Origin of the sequence: Schumannella sp. 10F1B-5-1, assembly GCF_006517535.1 — a bacterium.
Classification (GTDB): domain Bacteria; phylum Actinomycetota; class Actinomycetes; order Actinomycetales; family Microbacteriaceae; genus Schumannella.
Map to the genome: position 1 here is coordinate 287655 of NZ_VHQH01000001.1, position 15833 is coordinate 303487.

Sequence of the window (15833 nt, forward strand, 5' to 3'; positions counted from 1 at the left end):
GGGTGCGGGCGGATCAGGCCCGCTGGTCGGGGCGGCCGATGCCCTTCACGACGCGCAGGTCGCGCTGCAGGCTGTCGATCGCCTCGGTCGGCACGGGCGGGATGCCGCCCTTGAGCTTGCGCCAGCCGATCAGGGCGACGATCGCGGCGGCGATCAGCAGCACGCCGGCGACGATCAGCGCCGAGGCCCAGCCGGGCAGGCCGGTCTCGCTGAGGCCGAGCACGGCGGCGGTGAGCAGCACGCCGAGCATGAACAGCAGGATGCCCACGGCGCCGAGGATGAGCCCGCCGCCGATGCCGAGCGCCTTGAGCTTGCCGATCATCTCGGCCTTCACGAGCTCGATCTCGTGGTGCACGAGCTCGCTGACCTGGTTCGGCAGGCCGCTGACCAGCTCGATCAGCGAGGGCTTGCGCGGCGGCTTCGGCAGCTTGCCGGCGCGCACGTCGGCGTCGCCGCGGGGGATGCCGGCTCCGGCGCCGGTGCTGACGCCCGGGTCAGTCATCGCTCTGGCTGCGCGCGGCGTTGGCCCGGCGGGTCGCCGCGGCCTTCTTCGCGGCGGCCGAGCGCGCGGCGGCGGTGGAGCCGCGTCCGGTGGCGGCGCCGACGACCTTCTTCACGGTCTCTCCCGCGAACTCGGCCACATCCGGCGCCTTGTCGCGCACGAACTCCTCGACGTGCTCGACCTGCTTCTGCACGGCCGGGCTGCCCCAGAGGCGACCCGCGACCGCGGCGATCTGCTCGTAGCGCTCACGGCCCGCTCGGGTGCCGAGCACGTATCCCACGCCGAGTCCGGCGATGAACAGGATCCTGCCCTTCATGCGGTGCTCTCCGTTCCTTCCGGGTGTCCCGGTGTCGCTGTCTCTGGTGCCGCTGGGTGTCGCTGGGGTCGCGAGGTGTCGTCGATCAGCGGAATCACCAGCCTAGAGACGGGTGCTCTCGCCCTCGTCCGATCCCAGGAGGCGTCCAGCCTGCTCTCGGGCTCCGGCCACGACCGCGGCCAGACCGGTGCCCGATCCAGCCTCCCCCACCAGATGCATTCCGTCAACGGCATGAACCGCCGTGGATGCGCGATGCCAGGTCGCCACGGAGCTGCCGGCCAGCGCATCCACCGCCAGCTCGACGCCCGTCAGCACGGTCGCGTCGGCGAGCGCCTGCGCGACCGGATCGGCGGGAGCGTCGTCGTAGCTGAGGCGCAGCACGTGGCGGTGGCGGCCCGGCGCAGAGGCCTCGGCGGCGTCCGCCAACCACGCCCATTTCGCCGTGGCGTGGGTCAGTGCCCGCGCCGCGACGCCGGGCGCGTCGGCGGCGACGAGCACGCCCGTGCCACGGGGAGCCGCATCCAGCCCTGCCGCGTCGACGACCAGCGTGACGAGCGTGATCGCGCGCGACGCGGGCCGCTCGGCCTCGGGCAGCAGCGCGGGCGTCGCGAGCACGACGACCCCCTCGAGTCGTTCGCCGCCCTCGGTCGTGATCAGCGAGTTGCCCACTTCGGTCGGGTTATCGCGCGCGAACCCAACAGAAGTGGGCAACTCACCGTCCTGCGCACCGGTCGAAGCCGAGGCGGGCGGCTCCGTCGGCTCGATCGACACGACCCGCACGCCCGTGCGCACGGTGCCCCCGACCAGTTCGATGCGCGCGACCAGCGCATCCACGATGCGGTGCACGCCGCCGTCGAGCCCGGCCACTTGCGAGCCGGCGGGCGCCCGCGACCGCAGGCTCTGCACGCCGCGGGCGAGCGAGCCCTGCTGACGCATCGCCGCGATCAGACCGGGGTTGGCGCGCTCGATCGGCAGCTCGTCGGGGTGCACCGAGTGCACGCCGCGCACGACCGGCGCGACGAGTCCCTCGAGAACGCCCGCGCCCATCCGCGTGCGCACGAGCTCCCCGAGCGTGCGCGACTTCGCGCCGACCAGTCCCGGGATGAGCGAGTCCAGCTGCGCGCGGAACGCCGCCCCACCGCCGACGGCGGCGATCACGTCGGTCGCCATCGCCACGCCCGGGATGCCCAGGATGCTCGTCGCGGGCAGCGGCACCGCCGAGCCGTCGGCGCGGTGCAGCCAGGCCGGCGTGCCCGCGGGCGTGACGACGAGGTCCTTGAGGCCCAGATCGACGAGCAGGTCGTTGACCGCGCCGCTGCGGGTCGCGAACGACTCGGCCGCCGCATCCAGCTCGAGGCCGGCGACGGTCTGCCGCGCGAGCTGGCCGCCCGGGCGGTCGGATGCCTCGAGCACCACCACGGGGCGCCCGCGGCGCGCGAGCTCCCAGGCGAGCACGAGCCCGCCGACGCCGGCGCCGACCACGTAGGTGGTGGCGTAGTCCTCGGGGCGGGGGGCGGGCATCCCGTCGTCGCCGACCGGCCCTGCGCTCATGACCCCGACCTCACAGCTCGCCGTGCACGACGCGCACGATGCGGGTCAGCACGTCGGGATCGGTCTCGGGCGGCACGCCGTGGCCCAGGTTGACGACGTGCGCGGGGGCCGCGAGGCCGCGGTCGAGCACCTCGTCGACGTGCGAGCGCAGGGTCGACCACGGGGCCGCCAGCAGCGCCGAGTCGATGTTGCCCTGCAGCGGCGTCGTGCCGCCCAGGCGACGCGAGGCCTCGTCGAGCGGGATGCGCCAGTCGACGCCGACCGCATCCGCGCCCACGTCGCGCATGACGTCGAGGAACTCGCCGCCGCCCAGTCCGAAGTGGATCTTGGGCACGTGCCGGTCGTCCGCGTCGGCGATGCCGCGCAGATGGCTGAGCGCGCGGGCCGAGTGCGGCGCGACCCGGCGCTGGTAGTCGCGGCGCGAGAGCGAGCCGACCCACGAGTCGAAGAGCTGCACGGCGCTCGCACCGGCTTCGACCTGGGCCTTCAGGAACTCGCCCGACACATCCGCGCACCAGTTGAGCAGCGCCGCCCAGGCGTGCGGATCGGCGTACATCATCGCCCGCGCGCGGCCCTGGTCCTTCGACGGGCCGCCCTCGACCAGGTAGCTGGCGAGCGTGTAGGGCGCGCCCGCGAATCCGATCAGCGGGGTCTCCCCCAGCTCGGCGACGGTCAGCGCCACGGCCTCGCGGATCGGGTCGAGCGCGGCGGGGTCGATCGGGCGCAGGGCCAGCACGTCCGACGCCGAGCGGATCGGACTCTCGAGCACGGGCCCGCGGCCGGCGACGATCTCGACGCCGACGCCCGCCAGCTTGACCGGCACGACGATGTCGCTGAAGAACACCGCCGCATCCACGCCGTGCCGACGCACCGGCTGCAGCGTGATCTCGCTCGCCATGGCGGGGTTCAGGCAGGCGTCGAGCATGGCGGTGCCGACGCGCAGCTCGCGGTACTCGGGCAGACTGCGGCCGGCCTGGCGCATGAACCAGACGGGCGTGCGCTCGGGGCGGTCGCCGCGCAGGGCCCGCACCAGCGGCGAGCGCGTCGTGCGGCCGTCGACCAGGGGATGCGCGGAGCTCAGAGTCACGGGCCCCATCCTCCCACCGCGCGCCTGCGCGCTCGCCCGCGGCGTCGGCCTCTCAGCCGGACGAGAGGGATGCTCGACGTCGCTAGGGTCGGAGCACGGCGCCGAGCATCCGACTCGCTCGGCACCGGCGCCGAGGCGCGCACCAGGAGAGAAGCGAGGAGTGGCCGTGACCCGACTGCCGGAGAGCTTCGTCGCCGCGCTGCAGACCGCCGATCGTCGGGCGCTGCTGCGGCTCGTACCGCACGGCGAGCCGGTGGATCGGCTGCCCGCCGATCCGGGAGCGTTCATGGCGGCGCCGGCGACCGCCGGCAAGGCCATCGCGCGCACCGTGCTGCTTCTCGCGGTCAGCGCCGGCGCCGTCGCGCTCGTGACGGTCACCGCCTGGGATCACGACGGCTTCTTCCCCTGGTTCTGGAACCCGCTCTGGCTGATCTTCCCGTGGGTGTTCCTCGCGCCGCTGTGGTTCGCCCACGTGCGGGCGATCCGGCGGGCGCCGCGCGCCGACGGCTTCCGCGCGCTCTACGCCCGCGAGCAGGCCACGGCTCGGCCCCGACTCGGCGCGATCGACGACGTGCGCGTGAGCCGCACCGAGAACGGGGGCATCGCCGGGATCGTCGCCGCGGTGAGCGATCCGCTCGGTGCGGTGGTCGTGGGGCGCGCGGCCCCCGGCACCGATGGCGTCGCCGCGCACGAGGCGCCCGAGCCCGGCGATCAGGCGCACGTCTGGCGCCTCAGCGACGGCACGGCGCTCGTGCAGGTGCCGCGCGCGCTGCGCGATCGGCGACGGGCGGATGCGACGGCCGGCTCCCGCTCGGCGGCCGATGCCGCATCCACAGACCCCGCATCCGCCGACCTCGTCGAGCAGCTGGCCCGCCTCGGCGAGCTGCACGACCGCGGCGATCTCGACGACCACGAGTTCCGCGCGGCGAAGCGTCGTCTGCTCGGCGAGGGCTGACCGGCCCGCGGAGTCGGACCGCGCGGCGAGAGCTGAGCATCCCTGCCGGTAAGGGTGACCTTTCTATACGGGTGCGACGCGCGGTTTTACCATGAGTTACGTGCTCGTCTGCCTCACGGCGAACCACCGCAACGCGGGGTTCGACCTCCTCGACCGACTGTCTGTCGGTGCGCCCGGAGCCGTGACCGAGCTGATCTCCGCCGAGGCCGGCATCACCGGGGCCGTCGTGGTCGCCACGTGCAACCGCTTCGAGGCCTACCTCGACGTCGAGGGCGTGGATGCGCAGGCCGCCGTCGACCGCACGGTCGCCGTCATGAGTCGCGCCGGTGAGGTGAGCGGCGCCGAGCTGCTCGAGGCCGCCGACGTCAAGACGGGCGACGACGTGACCCGCCACCTGTTCGCGGTCGCCTCGGGTCTCGAGTCGGTCGTCGTCGGCGAAGACGAGATCGCCGGCCAGGTGCGCCGCAGCTACGACCAGGCCCGCACCGAGCACACCTCGTCGAGCGCGCTCGACCGTCTCTTCCAGCGCGCCGCCGCGACGTCGCGGGCCGTGCGCGGCGCCACCGACCTCGGCGGCGCCGGTCGCTCGATCGCCCGCCTCGCGCTCGAGCTCGCCACCAGCCGCGTGACCGACTGGTCGCGGGCGCGCATCCTCGTCGTCGGAACCGGCAGCTATGCCGCCACCACGATCGCGGCCCTGCACGACCGCGGCGCCGTCGACATCTCGGTCTACTCGGCCACCGGCCGCGCCCAGATGTTCGCGACCAAGTACGGCGTGCGCGCCGTCGCCGAGCTGCGCGAGGGCATCGCCGCGGCGGATGTGGTCATCACCTGCACCGCGCGCTACGCCGTCTCGCCCGCCGAAATCACCGACGCGAACCGCCGCCTCGTGATCGACCTGGGCCTTCCGCGCAACGTCGACCCGGCCGTGGGGCGCCTGCCCGGCGTCGAGCTGCTCGACCTCGAGATCATCGCGCTGCACGCGCCGCTGCCCGAGATGGGCCTCAGCGAGACGGCCCGCGATCTGGTCGGATCGGCCGCCTCCGCCTTCGCCGCCGAGCAGACCGCGGCCCCTGCGATCGTCGCCCTGCGCAAGCACGTGTTCGACGCCCTCGACGAGGAGATCGCCCGCGCCGAGTCGCGCGGACAGGGCGACCCGGCCGGAACCGCCAAGACCGTCGAGGCCCTGCGCCACCTGGCCGGCGTGCTGCTGCACACCCCGTCGGTGCGCGCCCGCGAGCTGACGGCCGAGGGTCGCGGCGCCGAGTTCGCCGCCGGACTCGAGGCCCTCTTCGGCGTGACCGTGGATGCGTCGGCCGACGCCCCGGTGAGCCCCCTGCGCCACGCGGCCGAGGTGACGGCCGCCGCCGATGCACCCGTCGGGGGCATGCCCGACGACGAGTTCCACCGCAGCCTGCGTCGCAACGCCTGAGGCGGGCGGTCCCTCGTCGCTCTGGCGCACTACGTCACCGCGGCCGTCGGCGGGGCGGGCTAGCGTCGAGGCGTGAGCCTGAGCATCCACGTCACCGAGATCGTCACGGCGCGCACGCGGCTCCGGCCCCTGCGAGCCGGTGACGCGGATGCGCTGCTCGCCTGGCAGGGCGACCCCGAGACCTGCCGCTACCTGCCCTATGCGCCGCGCAGCCGCGCCCAGGTCGCGGACTTCGTACGGAAGTTCGATGGCGTCGACACCGGCGCCGCGGACCACGACCGGATCGTGTTCGGCATCGAGCTGACGAGCGATCTGCACGGCGGCCGCGGTCGCGGCGGCGACGGCGCCGGCGGCGCTGGTGACAGCTCCGGCGATGACGCTGCCGTGATCGCCCGCGCCGGCGAGGTCGTCGGCGAGCAGCACCTCGTGCTCACCTCGGCCGAGAACGCGGAGGTCGAGCTCGGCTGGGTGCTGCATCCCGTCGTCGCCGGCCGCGGGCTCGCGGGCGAGACGGCCCGCGCCGTGCGCGACCTCGTGCTCGACGCGGGCGCGCACCGGCTCATCGCCGAGCTCGACCCGCGCAACACCGCATCCGCTCGCCTCTGCGAACGCCTCGGGATGCGCGAGGAGGCGCACTTCCGGCAGAACTTCCGCGAGTCCGGCGGCGGCTGGGCCGACACCGGCATCTGGGCGATGCTGGCGAGCGACCCGCGCCCCTGACGCTGCACCGACGCCGCCCCACCGATCCCGCCGCACCGATGCCGCCGCGCGTCCCGACCCCGCGATCGACCTCATCGCGCGCCGCCCTTTGGTGATCCAACGCAATTCAGCATCAACTCGACGCAGCGACCCGCGACGGTCGCCGCGCCGCATCCATGCTGAGTTGTGCGATTCGCGCCCTCGAGACGCACTGGGCACCGCTACCGGAACTCAGCATCGTCGCCCCGGGACGGCCCGCGCGGGCCCAGCACAGTGATCTGTGCTGAATTGCGTCGGACCGAGAAAACGAGAGGCCATAGGCCGGTCGCGCCGCGCCGCGCCGCCGTCAGTGCACGTACTCCAGCAGGTCGAAGCCGACCGTGCGCATCGTGTCGAGCACGCGCAGTCGCGACCAGATGTTCGCGTCTTTGAACTGGATGCTCACCGAGTAGCAGACGGCGGTGCGCGGCCCGCGCAGCACCCCGACCTCGGCGCGCACGCCGTCGTCGGTTCCGGTCTTGTTGACCAGCAGCAGGCCGTGGTCGGTGGCGCGGTGCGCGAGCGGATCGAGGCCGAAGGCGCTCGCGACCATCGAGAAGTCGGTGCCGAGCGACAGCCAGCCGAGCACGCGCGACGAGGTGAGCGAGTCGACGACCTCGCCGCGGGCGAGGCGGCCGAACAGCGCGGCGAGCTCGGCGGTCGAGCCGACCGAGAGCTGGGGTGCGTCGTCGGGGCCGCGCTGCGACCGCACGATGTCGAGCAGGGCCGTGCGGGTGAGGCCGAGCGACTCGGCCCGCTGCCGCACCGCCGGCAGGCCGATCTCGCGCAGCAGCACGTTCGTGGCGACGTTGTCGCTGTTCGAGCCGACCAGCGCGGCCAGGTCGGCGACCGGCAGCGACGGCGCCTGCAGGTGCTGCCAGATGCCGCTGTCGCCGACGGCATCCTTGTGGGTCTTGTCGAGGATGCCGTAGCCCGAGAAGTCGCGCTGCGTCAGCCGCGCCGACACCTCGATGAGCAGCAGCACCTTGCCGATGCTGGCGGTGGGCAGCACGATGCGGTCGTCGATCGAGACGAGCGGACGGCCGGTGTCGAGGTCGACGACCGACGCCGACACCCGGGCTCCCTCATAGGCGAGGTCGCCGAGCGCGGTGAAGGTGCCGATGAAGTTCTCGGCCGCCACGGGGGCACGGTGGCGCGGCGAACGACGGGCGCGTGAGCGCTCCCGCCGCCCGCGAGCGGCCACCGTGTCTACCAAATCGTGACTCTGTCTTCCGGGTTCAGCCAGAGGTCGTCATCCGACGAGACGTCGAAAGCCGAGTAGAACACATCGATGTTACGGACGATCTGGTTGCAGCGGAACTCCGCGGGCGAATGCGGGTCGATCGAGAGCAGACGCAGGGCCTCCTCGTCGCGCAGCTTCGTGCGCCAGGCCTGCGACCAGCTCAGGAAGAAGCGCTGCGCGCCCGAGAGACCGTCGATGACCGGCGGCTCCTGGCCGTCGAGCGAGAGCAGGTAGGCCTTCCACGCGATGCCGAGCCCGCCGAGGTCGCCGATGTTCTCGCCGATCGTCAGCGCGCCGTTGACGTGGTGGTCGCCCTTGTCGCCGGCGAGCTGCTCGGGCACGAGCGCGTCGTACTGCGCGATCAGCGACCCGGTGAGCTTCTCGAAGGCCTCGCGGTCGTCGGCCGTCCACCAGTCGGTGAGGCGCCCGTCGCCATCGAAGCGCGAGCCCTGGTCGTCGAAGCCGTGCCCGATCTCGTGCCCGATGACGGCGCCGATCGCGCCGTAGTTGGCCGCCGCATCCCGGGTCTCGTCGAAGAACGGGTACTGCAGGATCGCCGCCGGGAACACGATCTCGTTGAAACCGGGGTTGTAGTAGGCGTTGATCGTCTGCGGGGTCATGAACCACTCGTCGCGGTCGAGCGGCTTGCCGATCTTGCCCAGCTCGCGCTGGAACTCGAACTCGTTCGCCGCGCGCACGTTGCCGATCAGGTCGTCGGCCGAGACCTCAAGGCTCGAGTAGTCGCGCCAGCGGTCGGGGAAGCCGATCTTGGGTGTGAACTTCTCCAGCTTCTCGAGCGCGCGCTGCTGCGTGGCCGGGGTCATCCAGGCGAGACCCTGGATGCTGTCGCGGTAGGCCTCGACGAGCTTCGCGACCAGCGCATCCATGCCCTGCTTCGCGGTCTTCGGGAAGTGGCGGTCGACGTAGACCTTGCCGACGGCCTCGCCCATGGAGCCCTCGACGAAGCTCACGCCGCGCTTCCAGCGGGCGCGGATCTCGGGCGCGCCGGTGAGAGCGGTGCCGTAGAAGTCGAAGTTGGCCTGCACGAGCTCGCTCGACAGGTAGGGCGCGAAGGCGCGCACGATCTGCCAGCTCAGCCAGTCCTTCCAGGCCGGCAGGCGGTCGTCGCTCAGCAGCGCGGGCAGCGCCTCGAGGTAGCTCGGCTGGTGCAGCACGACCTCGGCGAAGGCGCCCGCGGGGGCGTCGAGTCCGCGCAGCCAGCCGGCCAGGTCGGCGCCCGCCGCGGCCGACTCGAGCTCGGCCCAGGTGCGCAGGTTGTAGGTCTTCTCGGCGTCGCGGCTGGCGACCTTGTCCCAGTGCGCGGCCGCGAGCGCGGTCTCGAGCTCGAGGATGCGCTGGGCGCGGGCCGCAACGCTCTGGTCGCCGTCGCCCTCGAGCCCCGCCAGACCCAGGATGCGCTCGAGGAACGCGACGTACTTGCCGCGCAACTCGGCGAACTTCTCCTCGCGGTAGTACGACTCGTCGGGCAGGCCGAGACCGGACTGCACGAGATTCACGACGTAGCGCGAGGGATCGCCCGGGTCGTTGTCGACGTAAGCGCCCAGCACCCCGCCCACGCCGCCGCGCTCGAAGCGGCCCAGCGCCGGCAGGAAGGCCGCCGCATCCGGGATCTCGGCGACCTCGGCCAGCAGCACCCGGATCGGCTCGACCCCGAGCTCCTCGATGCGATCGGTGTCGAGGAAGCTCGTGTAGAGGTCGCCGAACTTGCGCTCCTCGGTGCCCGGCTCGGCCTTCACGGCCTCTTCGATGATGTCGCGCACGGCCTCCTCGGCCTGCTCGGCGAGCACGTAGAAGGTGCCGTAGCGCGCCTTGTCGCTCGGGATGTCGGTGCGGTCGATCCAGCGGCCGTTGACGTGACGGAAGAGGTCGTCTTGCGGGCGGGTGGCGGGATCGAGCTCGTCGAGCTCGACACCCGAGGGCAGCGCGGCGTCGGTCATGCGCCCACGCTAGTCGGGGCGGCCGTCACGGCGCCCGGGAGGTCGCCGTGCGACGGGTGTGCGCGGGCGGTGCGCGCGCCGTGTCGGGCGCTGAGTGTCGGCGGTGCGCGCGCCGTGTCGGGCGCGAGCCCTAGCGTGGATGCCGTGCCCGCCCTGCGCTCCCGCTACGACCGCGAGATCGGCCGGCTCGCGATCCCGGCGCTCGGCGCGCTCGTGGCCGAGCCGCTGTTCCTCGCGACCGACACGGCGCTCGTCGGGCACCTCGGCGCGACGCCGCTCGCCGCGCTCGGCCTCGCCGGAACCGTGCTGCAGACCGCGGTCGGGCTCCTGATCTTCCTCGCCTACGCGACGACCCCGGCGGTCGCGCGCCGCCTCGGCGCGGGCGACGAGAAGGGTGCCCTGCAGGCCGGCATCGACGGCATCTGGCTCGCGCTCGGGGTCGGACTCGCGCTCGCCGTCGTCGGGTCGCTGGCGGCGGATGCGGTGGTCGGCTGGTTCGGGGCCGATGCGGCCGTGGCGACCGCGGCATCCGGATATCTGCGCGTCGCGGTGTGGGGGCTGCCGCCGATGCTCGTGGTGATCGCGGCGACCGGGCTGTTCCGCGGGCTGCAGGACACCCGCACGCCGCTCGTGATCGCCGTCGCGGGCTTCGGCGCGAACGCGCTGCTCAACGCGGCGCTCATCTACGGCGCCGGCTGGGGGCTGATCGGCTCGGCCGTCGGCACGGCGCTCGCGCAGCTCGGCATGGCGATCGCCTGCGTCGTGATCGCGGCGCAGCACGCCCGTCGCGTCGGACTCGGCCTGCGGCCCGGACGGGGCGGCGTGCTGGCGTCGGCGAGCGCGGGCGGCTGGCTGTTCCTGCGCACGCTGTCGCTGCGCGTGGCCCTCGTCGGCACGGTCGTCGCGGCGACCGCCCACGGCACGACGGCGCTCGCGGCGACGCAGGTGCTGTTCACGCTGTTCAGCACGGTCGCACTGGCCCTGGATGCGCTGGCGATCGCCGGGCAGGCCATGATCGGCCACGCGCTCGGCTCGTCCGACGAAGCTCGCGCCCGGGCGATCCTGCGGCGACTGATCGAGCTGTCGGTCGCGGGCGGGCTCGCGCTGGGCATCCTGCTCGCCGCCGTGAGTCCCGTCATCGGACGCGTGTTCACGAACGACCCGGGCGTGCTGGCCGCGATCCCCGGCGGCGTGCTCGCCCTCGCGCTCGGCCTGCCGATCGGCGGGGCTGTGTTCGCGCTCGACGGCATCCTGATCGGCGCGGGCGACGGGCGCTACCTCGCGCTCGCCGGCGTGCTCAACCTGATCGTGGTCGTGCCGCTGCTCGTCGCGGTGACGGTGCTGCCCCTGGATGCGGTGGGCGCCGTCGTGGGCGTGCAGCTGGCATTCCAGGTCGGGTACATGCTCGCGCGGCTCGCGACGCTCGGGTGGCGCATCCGCCGCGGGGCGTGGGTGCGGCTCGGGCACGCCTGACGCGGCGGGGCGCGCGTGCGGTCAGCGCCGCCGCACGCTTCTCAGCAGAATGGGCCGAGACTGCCTCCTCGATGGCGGGAGCGGCGGATTCTGCTGAGAATCGGATGCGTCAGCGGCGGGCGCGCGCTGCGCATGCGTGCCGGAGCGCCTCGCGCCGCGCGCCTATCCGCGCGGCCGCGTCGTCGTCGCGCCCAGGTGCAGCTCCGTGCGGAACAGCACCGGCTCGGGCGTCGGCGCCTCGGGATCGGCGAGCGCCGCCAGCACCGCGCGGCCGGCCGCCTCGCCCTTCGCGTGGGCCGGCTGCACCATCGTCGTCAGGTCGTGGTCGGTGAGTCCGTCGAGGCGGATGCCGTCGAAGCCGGTCACGCTCAGATCGTCCGGCACGCGCAGGCCGCGGTCCTCGGCCGCACGGATCACCCCGACGGCGATGAGGTCGCTCTGCGCGAGGATCGCGGTCGGCGGGCGCGGAGCATCCAGCAGCGCGGCGCCGGCGGCGATGCCCGCCGAGATCGAGCTGGATGCGGCGATCCAGCCGGGCGCGTCGGGATAGACCGCGCGCACCCCCTGCAGCCGCTCGCCGGTCGACGGCGCGCTGGCGAGCGCCTCGAGCTCGGGCGTGAGCGGCCCGGATGCGTGGCGTGATCCGAGCGGCAGGGTCACGATGCCGACGCGGCGATGCCCGAGCTCGCGCAGGTGCTCGGCCAGGGCGCGGGCGCCGTCGACGTTGTCGAGGTCGATCGCGATAACGCCCTCGGCGCGCGGGGCCTCGAGTCCGACCACGGGAAGCCGACGGCGACGCAGCAGCTCGAGGGTGTCGTGGATGCCGACGCCGCAGCCGATCATCACGGCCGCGTCGAACGGCGACGAGCTGACCCGCGCCGGGTCGTCGATCGCGTTCGGGATGATGAGCAGCGACGGTCCGCCTTCGCCGAGCCCGTCGGCGATGCCGTCGAGCTGGGCCAGGTTCATCGGGTCGCGGAAGGCGTCGGCCAGCGCGTCCTCGGTGACGACGGCGACGATGCCCGAGCGCCCGCGGCGCAGCGATCGCGCCCGCGGGTCGGGGCCGGCGTAGCCGAGCTCGGCGGCCGCGTCGAGCACACGGCGGCGCGTCGACTCGCTGGCCGGCCCGCTGCCGTTGAGCACGAGCGAGACCGTCGAGTTCGAGACGCCCGCGCGGGCGGCGACATCGGCGAGGCGGATGCGCGCCCCGCCGTTCTCCGTCGCCGATTCGCTCATGGGCTGTTACTCTACTCGAAACGATTCGATCGAAACGATTCGAGTCGGTCGGCCAGCAGTCGGCAGCGGTCAGCGCGATCCACCATCACGCCGACGCGGCCCGGATCGACACCACCCCCGACCGAGAACGACCTCCGCCGGAGCACCGCATGTCCCACTCCACCCCGAACGCCGACACCCCCGCCACGGCCGGCGCGGCCGGCGCGGCCGCGAACACGGCGCCCGCATCCAGCGCCGCCGCGAACGCCGCGCCCGCATCCGGCACCGCCCCCGGCGCCGCGTCGCCCGCCGGAACGACCCCCACCGCATCCACGCGCAAGCCCCGCGTGCCCGCCTGGCGCAACGCGGTCTTCGCGATCTTCGCCGTCAACGGCTTCGCGATGGCGACCTGGGTCGCGCGCATCCCGGCCGTGCGCGACGACCTCGGCATCGACCCGGCGCGGGTCGGCATCCTGATCGCGGGGCTCTCGGCCGGCGCGATCGTCGGCCTCATCCTGTCGAGTCACGTGCTCGCCCTGCTCGGCGGACGCCGCTCGCTGCACATCGCCCTGGTCGTGCAGGCGATCGGGCTCGTGATCATCGGGCTCGGGGCCGAGGCGCTCGCGTCGTTCCCGGTCGCGTTCGCCGGGCTCATCGTGTTCGGCTTCAGCTCGTCGATCTGCGACGTGGGCATGAACGTCGAGGGCTCGCTCGTCGAGCACCGCGAGAAGCGCACGCTGCTGCCGCTCATGCACGCCGCCTGGAGCCTCGGCACCGTCACCGGCGGCGCGGTCGCGGCGCTCGTCGCGCAGTTCGACGTCGTGCTGTCGGTGCACCTCAGCGTCGCCGCCGTGCTCGTCGCGATCGGCGGACTCGTGCTGCCGCGCTTCGTGCCGAAGCACCACGAGAACCCGACGGGCGAGGAGACGAAGCCCACGACGATGCGCGACCGCCTGTCGATCTGGCTCGAGCCGCGCACCCTGCTGATCGGACTCATCCTGCTCGGCATGGCCTTCGCTGAGGGCAGCGCCAACGACTGGCTGGCGCTCGCGATGGTCGACGACCGCGGCCTCGACCACGCCGAGGGCGCCGCGATGTTCACGATCTTCACGGTCGCGATGACGATCGGCCGCGTCGGCGGCACCGTCGCCGTCAACCGCATCGGGCGCGTGCCCGCCCTGATCGGCTCGGCGGTGTTCGCGATCGTCGGTCTCGTGACCGTCATCCTGATCGACAACCCGGTCACGACGATCGTCGGCATCGTGCTCTGGGGCATCGGCGCCTCGCTCGGCTTCCCGCTCGGGATGTCCGCGGCCGCCGACGACCCGGCGAAGGCCGCCGCGCGCGTGAGCGCCGTCGCGACCGTCGGCTACGCGGCGTTCCTGGTCGGCCCGCCCGTCATCGGCATCATCGGCGACTCGATCGGACTGCTCAACGCGCTGCTCGTCGTCGTCGGACTCATCGCGATCGCCGGCTTCGCCTCGCCGGCCGCGCGCGAGTCGGGCGTGCGGGCGCGCGCGGCGAAGGAGTCGACGCCGAAGGGGTGATGCGCGGTCGGGCCCGACGCGGGCGGCGACACGCGTTCGCGGGGGATGAGTTCCGCTCGGCGACGTGATCCACTGACCGGGCGAGTGGATGCGCCACCCGCGTCGCGAGAGAGCCGTCGCCATGAGCATGCCGCCGTCGGAGCAGTCCGGTCCGCCGTATCTTCCGCCCGAGGGCATGCCGCCCGCACCTCAGCCGGGATACGGCCCGCCTGCCGCGCAGCCGGGGTACGGCCCGCCAGCCGCGCAGCCGGAGTCCGCGCCGCCGACACCGCAGCATCCCGGCCCCGCCATCAGCTTCCCTCAGCACCAGCCCGACCCGGCCGCCCCGCCGCTGCGCATCTCCTTCGGCGGATCGGCCACGCTCATCCTGATCACCGGCATCGTGTGCGCGGCCCTCGCGCTGCTGTGCCTGCCGCAGGTCGTGCTCGCCTTCGTGCAGGGTGAGATCGGCGCGGGCATCGCGTTCACCGTCGTCGCGCTGCTCGTCGCCGGCTTCGGCGCGATGTGCCTGCTGAGCGTGCGCAACGTCCGCAACGCCGGACTCGAGATCGGCGCCGCCGGCATCAGCGCGACCCTGCGCGGACGCACCGCCCAGATCGGCTGGAACGAGATCAGCCAGGTCGGCATCTCGATCGTGTCGTCGGGATGGGACGGCCCCGGCGCGCCGCCGATCCCGACCGGCACGCGCGGCCGCTCGGTCGTGCGCCTGCGCCTCGCCGGCGTCGTGCCCGGCTTCGCGAACCGGCCCGAGCTCGCCTTCCTCGCCACGGGCGACGAGCCCGCGCCCTACACGCACAAGCTGCCGCTGCTGACGGGTGCGGTGATGACGGATGCGCGCTTCGCCAACGTCGACCCGGCCGCGCAGGCGCTCGCCTACTTCGGCGGCGCGCGCTTCACCGGCGTCGAGCACCGCCGCGGGATCGTCGGCCGCTACACCTGAGCGGCACGCACGCCGGCACGGCACGACGCACCCGCATGACGGCACGCCCGAGCCGCGCATCCACTCGCCCGACCGATGCCTAGACTCGTCGGGTGCGTCTCGTCGTTGCCCGCTGCTCGGTCGACTACGCCGGCCGTCTCAGCGCCCACCTCCCGCTCGCGACCCGCCTGCTGCTGCTCAAGAGCGACGGCAGCGTGCTCGTGCACAGCGACTCGCTGAGCTACAAGCCGCTGAACTGGATGAGCCCACCCTGCGCGCTCACCACCGAGGAGGTCGACGAGGAGCGCTCCGCCGCCGGAGTCACCGAGATCTGGCGCGTCACCCACGCGAAGACGGCCGACCTGCTGGTGATCTCGATCCACGAGATCCTGCACGACTCGCAGCACGACCTCGGTGTCGACCCCGGACTGCAGAAGGACGGCGTCGAAGCCGACCTGCAGCGCCTGCTCGCCGACCAGATCGAGCTGCTCGGCGACGGGCACACGCTCGTGCGCCGCGAGTACATGACCGCGATCGGGCCGGTCGACATCCTGGCCCGGGATGCGGCGGGCGCCTCGGTCGCCGTCGAGATCAAGCGCCGCGGCGACATCGACGGGGTCGAGCAGCTCACCCGCTACCTCGAGCTGATGAACCGCGACCCGCTGCTCGCGCCGGTCGCCGGCGTCTTCGCCGCGCAGGAGATCAAGCCGCAGGCGCGCGTGCTGGCCGAGGATCGCGGTATCCGCTGCCTGCTGCTCGACTACGACGCCATGCGCGGACTCGACGACCACCTCGCGCGCCTGTTCTGACGCGGACGCGGCGGGGTGCGTCGCGCCGGGCCCGCGATACGCCATGTCGGCCGACTCTGGTTCGAGGGGCACTGCGCACCGATCCGCT

The 15833-nt window shown here is 73.5% G+C and carries 14 protein-coding genes; 7 read left to right on the top strand and 7 right to left on the bottom strand.

All coding sequences use genetic code 11. The features are described 5' to 3' along the window. Positions 1-13: 13 nt before the first annotated feature. The 4 genes from FJ658_RS01385 to hemE all read right to left on the bottom strand — a co-directional run bounded on the left by FJ658_RS01385 (position 14) and on the right by hemE (position 3465). A complete protein-coding gene (locus tag FJ658_RS01385; protein WP_141143580.1) occupies positions 14-502 on the bottom strand; it encodes a phage holin family protein in 489 nt (162 codons plus the stop codon). Continuing rightward, complete coding sequence (locus tag FJ658_RS01390) at positions 495-818, bottom strand: YtxH domain-containing protein (RefSeq protein WP_141143581.1); 324 nt, start codon at positions 816-818, stop codon at positions 495-497. The genes FJ658_RS01385 and FJ658_RS01390 overlap by 8 nt, the downstream gene beginning before the upstream one ends. Positions 819-920: 102 nt before the next feature. Beyond that, the gene (locus FJ658_RS01395) at positions 921-2369 is read right to left on the bottom strand and encodes an NAD(P)/FAD-dependent oxidoreductase (protein ID WP_255447489.1); all 1449 of its coding nucleotides are present in this window, start codon (positions 2367-2369) and stop codon (positions 921-923) included. Between the two features lie 10 nt (positions 2370-2379). Further along, positions 2380-3465: a uroporphyrinogen decarboxylase gene (gene hemE / locus FJ658_RS01400; protein WP_181408273.1), complete on the bottom strand. Its 1086-nt coding sequence runs from the start codon at positions 3463-3465 to the stop codon at positions 2380-2382. A gap of 157 nt (positions 3466-3622) precedes the next feature. Here hemE and FJ658_RS01405 point away from each other — a divergent pair, with 157 nt between their 5' ends. The 3 genes from FJ658_RS01405 (at position 3623) to FJ658_RS01415 (ending at position 6563) form a co-directional block, all read left to right on the top strand. After that, positions 3623-4411, top strand: a complete 789-nt coding sequence (locus FJ658_RS01405; protein WP_181408274.1) for an SHOCT domain-containing protein — start codon at positions 3623-3625, stop codon at positions 4409-4411. 91 nt (positions 4412-4502) lie between these two features. Then, complete coding sequence (locus tag FJ658_RS01410; protein WP_370454741.1) at positions 4503-5843, top strand: glutamyl-tRNA reductase; 1341 nt, start codon at positions 4503-4505, stop codon at positions 5841-5843. A 72-nt stretch (positions 5844-5915) separates the two neighbouring features. Further along, positions 5916-6563: a GNAT family N-acetyltransferase gene (locus FJ658_RS01415; protein ID WP_141143583.1), complete on the top strand. Its 648-nt coding sequence runs from the start codon at positions 5916-5918 to the stop codon at positions 6561-6563. 325 nt (positions 6564-6888) lie between these two features. Here the strand turns inward: FJ658_RS01415 and FJ658_RS01420 are convergent, their stop codons facing one another. Next, positions 6889-7722 (bottom strand): serine hydrolase, encoded by an 834-nt coding sequence (locus FJ658_RS01420; RefSeq protein WP_255447490.1) that lies wholly within the window; start codon positions 7720-7722, stop codon positions 6889-6891. A 68-nt stretch (positions 7723-7790) separates the two neighbouring features. Further along, positions 7791-9782 carry a M13 family metallopeptidase gene (locus tag FJ658_RS01425; protein WP_141143584.1) on the bottom strand — a complete coding sequence of 664 codons (1992 nt, stop codon included), beginning with the start codon at positions 9780-9782 and terminating at the stop codon, positions 7791-7793. A 144-nt stretch (positions 9783-9926) separates the two neighbouring features. Between FJ658_RS01425 and FJ658_RS01430 the strand changes: the two genes are divergently transcribed. Then, a complete protein-coding gene (locus FJ658_RS01430) occupies positions 9927-11255 on the top strand; it encodes an MATE family efflux transporter (RefSeq protein ID WP_255447491.1) in 1329 nt (442 codons plus the stop codon). A 162-nt stretch (positions 11256-11417) separates the two neighbouring features. Here the strand turns inward: FJ658_RS01430 and FJ658_RS01435 are convergent, their stop codons facing one another. Continuing rightward, entirely contained in the window at positions 11418-12491 is a 1074-nt protein-coding gene (locus FJ658_RS01435) for a LacI family DNA-binding transcriptional regulator (protein ID WP_141143585.1), read from the bottom strand. A 149-nt stretch (positions 12492-12640) separates the two neighbouring features. Between FJ658_RS01435 and FJ658_RS01440 the strand changes: the two genes are divergently transcribed. The 3 genes from FJ658_RS01440 (at position 12641) to nucS (ending at position 15745) form a co-directional block, all read left to right on the top strand. After that, the gene (locus tag FJ658_RS01440; protein WP_141143586.1) at positions 12641-14017 is read left to right on the top strand and encodes a sugar MFS transporter; all 1377 of its coding nucleotides are present in this window, start codon (positions 12641-12643) and stop codon (positions 14015-14017) included. 121 nt (positions 14018-14138) lie between these two features. Beyond that, the gene (locus tag FJ658_RS15935) at positions 14139-14957 is read left to right on the top strand and encodes a hypothetical protein (protein ID WP_181408275.1); all 819 of its coding nucleotides are present in this window, start codon (positions 14139-14141) and stop codon (positions 14955-14957) included. A 92-nt stretch (positions 14958-15049) separates the two neighbouring features. Then, the gene (gene nucS, locus FJ658_RS01450) at positions 15050-15745 is read left to right on the top strand and encodes an endonuclease NucS (protein ID WP_141143587.1); all 696 of its coding nucleotides are present in this window, start codon (positions 15050-15052) and stop codon (positions 15743-15745) included. The last annotated feature ends 88 nt before the right edge of the window (positions 15746-15833 follow it).

Bases quoted from the DNA above. Each gene is read 5' to 3' on its own strand.
- FJ658_RS01385 (WP_141143580.1), bottom strand. From the start codon at position 502: ATGACTGACCCGGGCGTCAGCACCGGCGCCGGAGCCGGCATCCCCCGC.
- FJ658_RS01390 (WP_141143581.1), bottom strand. From the start codon at position 818: ATGAAGGGCAGGATCCTGTTCATCGCCGGACTCGGCGTGGGATACGTG.
- FJ658_RS01395 (WP_255447489.1), bottom strand. From the start codon at position 2,369: ATGAGCGCAGGGCCGGTCGGCGACGACGGGATGCCCGCCCCCCGCCCC.
- hemE (WP_181408273.1), bottom strand. From the start codon at position 3,465: ATGGGGCCCGTGACTCTGAGCTCCGCGCATCCCCTGGTCGACGGCCGC.
- FJ658_RS01410 (WP_370454741.1), top strand. From the start codon at position 4,503: ATGAGTTACGTGCTCGTCTGCCTCACGGCGAACCACCGCAACGCGGGG.
- FJ658_RS01425 (WP_141143584.1), bottom strand. From the start codon at position 9,782: ATGACCGACGCCGCGCTGCCCTCGGGTGTCGAGCTCGACGAGCTCGAT.
- FJ658_RS01435 (WP_141143585.1), bottom strand. From the start codon at position 12,491: ATGAGCGAATCGGCGACGGAGAACGGCGGGGCGCGCATCCGCCTCGCC.
- FJ658_RS01440 (WP_141143586.1), top strand. From the start codon at position 12,641: ATGTCCCACTCCACCCCGAACGCCGACACCCCCGCCACGGCCGGCGCG.
- FJ658_RS15935 (WP_181408275.1), top strand. From the start codon at position 14,139: ATGAGCATGCCGCCGTCGGAGCAGTCCGGTCCGCCGTATCTTCCGCCC.